This is a genomic window from Spirosoma panaciterrae DSM 21099 (assembly GCF_000374025.1).
GTDB classification, from domain to species: domain Bacteria; phylum Bacteroidota; class Bacteroidia; order Cytophagales; family Spirosomataceae; genus Spirosoma; species Spirosoma panaciterrae.
The window spans coordinates 482,100-491,038 of sequence record NZ_KB893172.1 but is presented as its reverse complement, the minus strand read 5'-3'; the positions used below and the strand labels follow the sequence as shown (position 1 = coordinate 491,038).

Sequence of the window (8,939 nt, the reverse complement as noted above, 5' to 3'; positions counted from 1 at the left end):
CCTCGTCTGGACTGGTCGATTGGTCGTCGGGGTATTCAGTACCTGGACTGGCAGCCTCACCCTGGTCTGGACTGGATTCGTGACCAGAGCTTTGCTGGTCCTTATTCACCCAAGAAGTTCGTCTTCTACAAGTCGCAGGACAAAGTGCTGACCGATGGTAGCTCGTGGACGGATGGTTACTCGGCCATCAACTACAACATCATCCGGTTTGCGGATGTGCTGCTGATGGCGGCCGAGTGTGAAGTGGAAGTGGGGAGTTTAGCGACGGCCACCAACTATGTAAACCTGATACGCACCCGGGCGGCTAACCCAGCCGGTTTTGTAACGCAAAATGGCAAGCCAGCGGCCAACTATGTGATCAGCAACTATGCAACGTTTGCTGATAAGGCGACGGCTCGTGCCGCAGTTCAGTTCGAGCGGAAGCTGGAGCTGTCGGGTGAAGGTCACCGATTCTATGATCTGGTTCGTTGGGGCACGGCGGCCACGGTGTTGAACGCGTTCCTGGCGTATGAGAGCAAGCTGTTGCCAACGGCTTATTCAGGGGGTAAGTTCACGGCGGGTAAAGATGAGTATCAGCCCATTCCTCAAACCCAGATCGACTATCAGGGTAAGGATGTGCTGGCACAAAACCCAGGCTATTAATCGAATTAATCACTAGTAATGCAAAAAGGCCACTCGATCCCGAGTGGCCTTTTTGCATATAAACATTATGAAGGAGCACCGGTTATTTTTAAACAACAAAACATACCAACGTTATGGCTAATCATAAAACAACAGACCAGCCGGGCTCAAATGATATGCAGCCCAATCGGGAACGAACACGTAACCAACAGGCACATGATACAGGTGGCCAACGTCCGAATGCGGAACGAGAAATGACCAATGCGAATAAAAGCAAGCAAGGGCCCGAAAATGATCATAGTAATCAGAGCATGAGTCAGTCTGAACTTGCTGAGGAGCGGGGTGGGCATGGTCATTCAGGGCATAGCAACAGCCGAAATGGAAGCCGTAAGTAATAACGGAATGACGAATGATTTTTTGTAGAATCATTCGTCATTCCCCCTGAACCCAGTTATACTCTCTTCTGTTATCTCTATAGATAAATATGCTGATATACTATAGTTTGCAGCATTTGCATTGCTGAACGAATCTGATTAAATGCTTTACCCTACTTCACTAGAAAATAAACTAGGTTTTGATTCTATCCGTGAACGGCTCAAAGAAGCCTGTGTAAGTCCATTAGGCCAGGACTACGTCGAAAAAATCCGATTCACGGATAATGCCCAGTTAATTGACAAACTACTCCGCCAGACTACTGAATTCAAGCAGATCGTTCAGTACGAGCCTGATTTTCCAAATAGTAACTACATCGATGTTCGTGCCCATCTGAGTCGGGCCCGTGTAGAGGGACTCGCTCTAACCGAAGCCGAATTCTTCGATCTGAAATTAGCCCTTCGAACGGTTCAGGAATGTTTACGCTTTTTATCCCGGCATAGTGATGCCCGGCAAGCAGATTCAAAGCGTGATGAAACGGGTAACTTCCCTTTTTTACGTGAATTGGCGGGGCCTATCAGCCTCGACAAAAAACTAACCGATTCACTTGAGCGCGTAATCGACGATCGGGGCAACGTTCGGGATTCGGCATCACCCGAATTAGCCAGTATCCGTCGGCGCATTATTGGCGAGCAGGCGAATCTTCGTAAACGGCTTGACAGCATTTTGCGGCAGGCCCGGCAGGCTGGCTGGATACCCGACGATCTGTCTCTAACCGTACGTGGAGGTCGATTAGTTATTCCAATTGCCGCTGAACACAAACGTAAGATAAAAGGGTTTATTCATGATGAGTCGCAGACAGGGCAAACCGTTTTCCTGGAGCCTGCCGAAGTCTTCGATGCCAATAACGAAATCCGTGAGCTTGAATACGAAGAGCGACGTGAGATTTACCGAATTTTACTAGCTCTTACGGATCAAATCCGGCCTCATCTGGACGACTTACGGAAAGCCGTTAACTTTCTGGCTCAGATCGATTTCATCCGGGCAAAGGCCAAGCTAGCGGTTCAGTTGGATGCCTCTATGCCCAAATTGGTGGAACGCCCTCTTGTCAACTGGACAAATGCCCGGCATCCCCTACTCTACCTGTCATTCGTAAAGCAAGGTAAAACGGTCGTTCCCTTACAGGTTCGGCTGGATGAAAAAGCCCGTATCCTCATTATTTCCGGGCCAAATGCCGGAGGGAAATCGGTCGCGCTCAAAACGATTGGCCTTTTGCAATACATGCTCCAGTGTGGTCTGCTGGTGCCTATGGACGATTTTTCTGAAATGGGTGTCTTTCAGAATCTATTCATCGATATCGGCGACGAACAATCACTGGAAAACGACCTAAGCACCTACTCATCGCACCTGACCTCTATGAAGCAGTTTCTGATTGGGGCCAACAAACGTACGCTGTTTTTGATCGATGAGTTCGGTACGGGTACAGAACCTGGCCTGGGTGGGGCTATTGCCGAATCCATTCTGGAAGATCTGGCCAAATCAGGGGCTTATGGCGTTATCAACACGCACTACACCAATCTGAAAGTAATGGCCGACAAAACACCGGGGCTAGTCAATGGGGCCATGCGATTTGATGGCGAACACCTTGAACCACTGTATCAACTGGAGATCGGTCGGCCAGGTTCGTCGTTTGCTTTTGAGATTGCCCAGAAAATTGGGTTGCCTAAAGGGGTGATCGACCGGGCCAAAGAGAAACTGGGTACTCAGCAGGTAAACTTTGAGAAGCTGTTGAAAGAGCTGGATATTGAGAAACGGGTTTTCTCAGAAAAAAATCTGGAAATCAGCATTAACCAACGCAAACTCGCTCAGCAGCTTGCCGAATATACAGCGCTGAAAACCCGTCTGGACAATGAGCAGAAGAAGATCGTCAACGATGCCAAGCTGAAAGCAAAAACGCTGGTGCAGGAAGCCAATCAGCGCATCGAAAATACCATTCGGGAAATCAAAGAAAACAAAGCTGAACGAACGGCCACCAAGCAGGTTCGACAGGAATTAGAACGCTTTGAGCAAAAAGAACTCAAGCCAGAACCTGTTCTTGTCGAAACGCCGAAACCCCTCGAAGACGAGTTTGAGAACGATAACGGCGCGATCGCCGTAGGAAGTTATGTTCGGATTGCGGGCCAGAACGCCATTGGTGAAGTTATTTCGCTTCGGGGGAAAGATGCAGAAATCCGAATTGGCGACCTGAAATCCACCGTAAAGCTCAACCGTCTTGAAAAGGTCAGCCGGAAAACGTTTAAAGACGCTACCGAGGTTCGCGACGATCGGCCACGAAGCCAGGGGGTTGATATGAACGAGAAAATGCAGAATTTTAGCTTCAACCTCGACATTCGGGGCAAGCGTGGCGAGGAAGCATTGGGTGAAGTGGATCGTTTTTTTGACGACGCGCTCATGCTGGGCTATCCCGAACTGCGCATTGTTCATGGTAAGGGTGACGGTATTCTGCGAACACTCGTTCGCAATCATCTGCGAGGCTACAAGCAGGTAGCTCGCATGGAAGACGAACATGCCGACCGAGGTGGTGCGGGCGTGACCATTGTGAAAATGAAATAATGTAAAGATTAGGAGTGGTCAGGAGTCGTCAGGGCAGAAACACGATTTGACGGCTCCTGACTAATTCTCACTATAATTATGAAAGCTGTAATTTTTGACATGGACGGGGTACTGGTCGATACCAATCCACACCATCGGATTGCCTGGCGGGAGTACTATCAGCGAAATGGAAGAAGCCTGAGCGATGCGGACTTTGTCCAGTACGTCTCCGGAAAGCATAATAAAGACATTGTTGCACACTTATTTGCCAATCAACCCCTTACCAATGAGGAAATCAGTCGGCTGAGTAACGAAAAGGAAGCGCTGTTTCGGGAGTTATATAGCCCTGTGATTACACCTGTTGCCGGTTTGGTCCCTTTTTTACAAGCTCTCAAATCAGCCGGAATTCGCATGGCGGTAGCCACCTCTGCGCCCGTTGAAAATCTTGATTTTGTTGTCGACACGCTCAACATCCGGCCTTATTTCGACGCTTTACTCAACGAAAGCATGGTCAGCCACCCCAAACCAGATCCGGAAATTTACCAGAAAGCAATGGCTATACTCGGTGTTGAGCCATCCGAAAGCGTCATTTTTGAGGATTCGATGACGGGGATTCAGGCGGCTAAAGCATCAGGTGCCACTGTAGTCGGTATGGCAACAACGCAAACTCCCGACGAGCTACGACCATTCGTAGACGACACCGCCTATGATTTTACCGAATTAACGCTTGACCGTCTCCAGCAGCTCGTCAATATTCTTTAAAGTTGCTTACACATGCAGTCCCTTGCTGCCTAGGTATCGAAGAATTTACACCTCATTCAAGAATTTTTTCCTAAGTGATGTTGTCTAATTTATTTTTCTATATCTGCATCATGAACGGACGAAATCAATATCAACCCCAATCAAGCAGCTGTCAGTAGTGGCGCGCTAGGCGTATGATTATTGAGTAAGATCTATAGAAAGCCCCTATCGGATGAAAATCGCTAGGGGCTATTTCTTTGCTCAGAGTAATGGTGCAGTGGTAGCACTGGTTTGGGCCCAAGGGGCAGTAGACGACCTGCTGCCTATCGAATCCCGTCTACTATACACATAGGCGTGTCGTATAACGGCAATTACGACTGACTGTAAATCATCCACTTAAGCTTCGTAGGTTCGAGTCCGACTACTCCCACAATTAGGTAACGGTTTGTTGGCTGAGTGGGAAGGCAGAAGTCGGTAAAACCTCCACTCCCGACGGTCGGCCGCTGCCGTTCGATTCCAGGACGGACCTCATACGCATCGGAAGCTCAATTGGTAGAGCAACGCTCCGCTTCGGAGGTCCGACCCAAACCCGCAGGATCGATGCTCGAAGCCTTCCTGCGGGTTTGGATCGGAGTTTAGTACCGCTTTATTCATTTGCTACAGGCCCGTACTTTGAAACACTCTTTGTCTTTAGCAGATTTTGGTAGAGTTACGACTTAAATTTTTTTAACAACATTGAACAGAATCAATCCGTATTTTTGTGAGTTGCCACTTCTGAAAACGGTTTGTCGTTTAAAAGACTATTGCGCGCGCCTAGCCAGAAAGGCAGATCATTAAACCTAAGTTGATTAGCCCAATCAAAACCAAACACGTATTAATCGGTTCGCGATGCTCAAACAATTCCTTTTTTGTCTTTGTCTGGTTGTGTTGCTCAGTAAATCAGATACCGTATGGGCGCAGGGGAAATACGTAATTGGAACGGTCGTTGACCAAACGACCAAAAAAGCAGTCGATAAGGTCTTTGTTGTCAATCAACGCACTCGCCAACGGGCTCGTACCAACGCTTCAGGGCGTTTTTTTCTGACAGTACAGCCGGGTGATTCCCTTATTCTGACGAGTCAGCTTTACAACCGCATTGGCATTCGATACGATGGTTCCGACAATCCTACCATCATTGCCAAAGCGCTTCCTCCTATGCCCTATCGTGTGGTCGATCTGGACGAAGTTACCGTAACCGGAAAGCGCTATGAAGAGGTGAAGCGGGAGATCAAGGAATTACTGGACGAGCCTGTTGCCACCAAGAAAGTGAGTGGTGAGCAGGCATTTGACCGGATTGCCGATGGTGCCGGCGTTACACTTCTCTATGAAGTTTTTGGCAAACGTCCTAAATCGGATCGAAAGGCGTATTATATCATGCAACAGGACCGTCGGCATGAACTGGCCCTTGAGCGATTCCGGCTACTGGTCGAACAATCGACCAATCTAAAAGCAGATGAGATCGACCGATTCTTCGATTTCTGCGACCTCGACGAAGATTTTCTACTCAAATCTGAAGATTACGATTTGATCAATACCATTCAGCAGCTACGCAGCCGCTACCGCCAGGGCATGACGCGTCCCAGTCGGCTGGCTCCTGACCCGAACCAATCGGCCCCTAAGCCTAAGAATTAGGCCGTTACGCTATACCCCATTTCTTGAAACTCGGCTTACTCAACCAGTACAAAAGCGGCCCAGACCGAAGGCGGATACATTTTTCGCATTTGTGACTGTGTTTTCTGGAAAGCTGTTCGAATTGTTTTATAGCGTTTCCAGTTCTGGTAAAATCGCGTCATCAGAGTGGTAGTCACATCGTCGGCTACAGGCCATAAACTCACTACTAAATAATCTACTCCGGCCATTTTAAAGGCACGCTGGAGGCCAAATACACCCTCGCTTCCCCGTATATCGCCAAGGGCCGTTTCACAAGCGGATAGCACGACCAGTTTGGTATTCGACAAATCCAGATTAGCCACTTCGTAGGCTGTCAGTATCCCATCTTCTTCACCTAATGCGGATTTAGCCCCCTGCCAGATTCGGTTAGAACCAGCCATCAGCAAACCTGACCGGAAAAGCGGATTACTTATTTGCCGAAACGTATTGCCCCCCAGGCTACTATCGGTTCTGATGGTTGTGGGGTCAGGAAAAGTAAATCCATGCGTGGCTATATGCAATACGGAAGGTGACTTTCCGGATAATGATTTTATGGAAGCTTCCGACGCATCGGGGCCTGTTACGACCTTTGCCTTAGGCCCAATTAACTGGCTGATCTGATCAACTTCACGCAAGGTTCCCGGCAGAAAAGGCCAGGTTTTGGCTGATTGAGTATCCACCGAGTCGTACCGGATACCACCATATAATTTTGCCTGATCAATACCCTGATAAAAAGCCTCTTCCTGACTGAAGGCCGTTACAATCTGGCGAGTACTCCCAACTTGGCGAAGCTGATATCGATCAGCCAGGAAGCCTGTTTTTTTACCATTCATGCGGCTATAGGGCAGTGCAGCAAATGCGACCTGATGAAGCAAACCCGATGGAGAAATGTATACAGTTTTAGCCCCTTTCAGCAGTTTATCAATAGGTTGCCAGATAAGTTGGTAAAGCGAATCGCCCTTTGTCAATTGATCGGTATCGAGTTCGGAACCACGTGTGGCATACAGTGCCTCATGCCCTGCTCCCTTTCGAATCAGTAATTGACGCAGTGGAGCTTCATCTGCCAGGAGAGGAACTACTTGCGGAGATTCATCACCTGGGCGCAGAACCACAGCTATATAGCGAATTGTATCGGTTTCGTAGTGTCCATTATAATAAGGAAAACTCATAAACTCTACAGCAGCTTCGGTAGCTTTGAGCGCATCCCGTACGCCCTGCCAACGCACCTGCAACAACTGCTGAGCCCGCCGATATTCTGCGGATTGCCGGGCTAGTTCTTTTTCAAGTGTTTCAAAACGATTTTCGAGAGAATCGAGATTTTTGCGCTGATCGTTTGGTAATGCATACTGCGCTGCAATCTTACTACTGACTAATCGTAGCGTGTCTGCTAACTTACTGCCGACTTCGGGCTGACCATTGGAAAATAGATTTATGTGCTGACTCAACAGAAGATTCTTCAGGAACAAGGCGCTTGAATAGGCTAACTGAGCTGTATGTGGGTAACCAGGGCGTTGGTAGGCTATATCAAAGGCTGTTCTGATAAATGGAGCACTTTTAGTTAAAATATTCTCCTGCTGTCGGGTTGTTTGGTATAGAAAGCTTCTCGTCAAATTAGTTTTAACAATAGTTACAGCCTTATTAGTCAGTGCATACGACTCATCTACCTTAGTATCATCGATACAGAATCGACTAAACTTATCCAAAGAATTAGCATAATCTAAGTTCGCCATCCCTAATGAGTTCATAGCCAACATATCCATTTTTCTGAACAATGAATCGGCAGTCTGTTTCATTCCAAGAAACCCATATACCTCTGCCAGACTACTCATTATTTTAATTGAATAGGGATGTTTTTCGCTTACTTTAGCTACACTCAATGCATACGCCTGCTCCAGTAACTGGCGTGCATCATTATATTTTCCGAGCGACGATTGTAGCACTCCTCGATTGCCTAGCAGTACTGCGTATTGTGGGTTGTCGATACCAATATTTTTTGCTAATAGTGGTTGTAATTTTCGATACAAACTATCGGCCTGTACATAGGCTTTGATCTGGGTATACGCGACCGCAGCATTGTTCAGTATTCCTAAATAAATCTGCGATGTTATCCCGTGTTTCTCTAAAATACGAATGGACTGATTATATAATTTTAATGCTTCAAAATAGCTACCCTGCCTTTCATAAACATAAGCCAAATTGCTTAGAGGGGGCGCCATATAAGGATGATCTCTCGCAGGCAGCAATCGCTCCCGAATCTGTAAGGATGCCAGTAAATACGATTCTGCTCGCGCGAAATCATCCTTACCGCTAAATAGCATGCCCAACGAATTTAGAGTCACCGAATATTCATCAGTATCTCGCCCAATAAGCTTTCCCTTTAACGCCAGAGTCGTCAGCAAAATAGTTTCTGCTTTATCCAGGTTGCCGGACACTAAATACATCGTTCCCAAATCGCCTAGAACGCTCACATAATCGATTGTTTCTTTTCCTTTAAGCTTCTCTGTTAATTCAAGTGCCTCCTGATAATAGTGTTCCGATGCTGAAAACTTATTTCGAAAACGCGCTACTACGCCCAGTGTAACCGTTGTGTTGATATAGTTGGTGTCTAATACACCTGCCAGTTTTTTATATAAATCACGGCTAGACAGAGTAGTTTGGTTCGATTCCTCATAGTCTCCTTTTTCGGCCAGAACCTCACCGAGTTGCTTTAGCGAACCCGCATAGTTACTATGTGTTTCTCCAACGGTTTCTTTAGCTACGTTCAGCGCCTGTTTTGCTACTTGAATGGCCAGTGAAAAGTTACCAGCTTCACGTAGCGAATCAACTTGTTTGCATAATACCTGCCAATTTTGAGCCTGAACGGAGCCGACTCCTAATTGAAAAAGAATCACAAAGGCAACTCGACAGAGACGTTTCTTGAACAT

The 8,939-nt window shown here is 47.3% G+C and carries 6 protein-coding genes; 5 read left to right on the top strand and 1 reads right to left on the bottom strand.

Annotated features, from left to right (window positions below; translation table 11 throughout):
* The 5 genes from B153_RS0101960 to B153_RS0101935 form a co-directional block, all read left to right on the top strand.
* Positions 1–642 (top strand): RagB/SusD family nutrient uptake outer membrane protein (locus tag B153_RS0101960; protein ID WP_020594977.1); only part of this gene is annotated, 642 nt, incomplete at its 5' end.
* A gap of 113 nt (positions 643–755) precedes the next feature.
* Positions 756–1,016 carry a hypothetical protein gene (locus B153_RS0101955; RefSeq protein WP_020594976.1) on the top strand — a complete coding sequence of 87 codons (261 nt, stop codon included), beginning with the start codon at positions 756–758 and terminating at the stop codon, positions 1,014–1,016.
* 142 nt (positions 1,017–1,158) lie between these two features.
* A complete protein-coding gene (locus B153_RS0101950) occupies positions 1,159–3,606 on the top strand; it encodes an endonuclease MutS2 (protein WP_020594975.1) in 2,448 nt (815 codons plus the stop codon).
* A gap of 78 nt (positions 3,607–3,684) precedes the next feature.
* Positions 3,685–4,347: an HAD family hydrolase gene (locus tag B153_RS0101945; RefSeq protein WP_020594974.1), complete on the top strand. Its 663-nt coding sequence runs from the start codon at positions 3,685–3,687 to the stop codon at positions 4,345–4,347.
* 867 nt (positions 4,348–5,214) lie between these two features.
* A complete protein-coding gene (locus B153_RS0101935; protein WP_020594973.1) occupies positions 5,215–5,997 on the top strand; it encodes a hypothetical protein in 783 nt (260 codons plus the stop codon).
* Positions 5,998–6,032: 35 nt separating this feature from the next.
* Here the strand turns inward: B153_RS0101935 and B153_RS0101930 are convergent, their stop codons facing one another.
* Positions 6,033–8,939: a CHAT domain-containing protein gene (locus B153_RS0101930; protein WP_020594972.1), complete on the bottom strand. Its 2,907-nt coding sequence runs from the start codon at positions 8,937–8,939 to the stop codon at positions 6,033–6,035.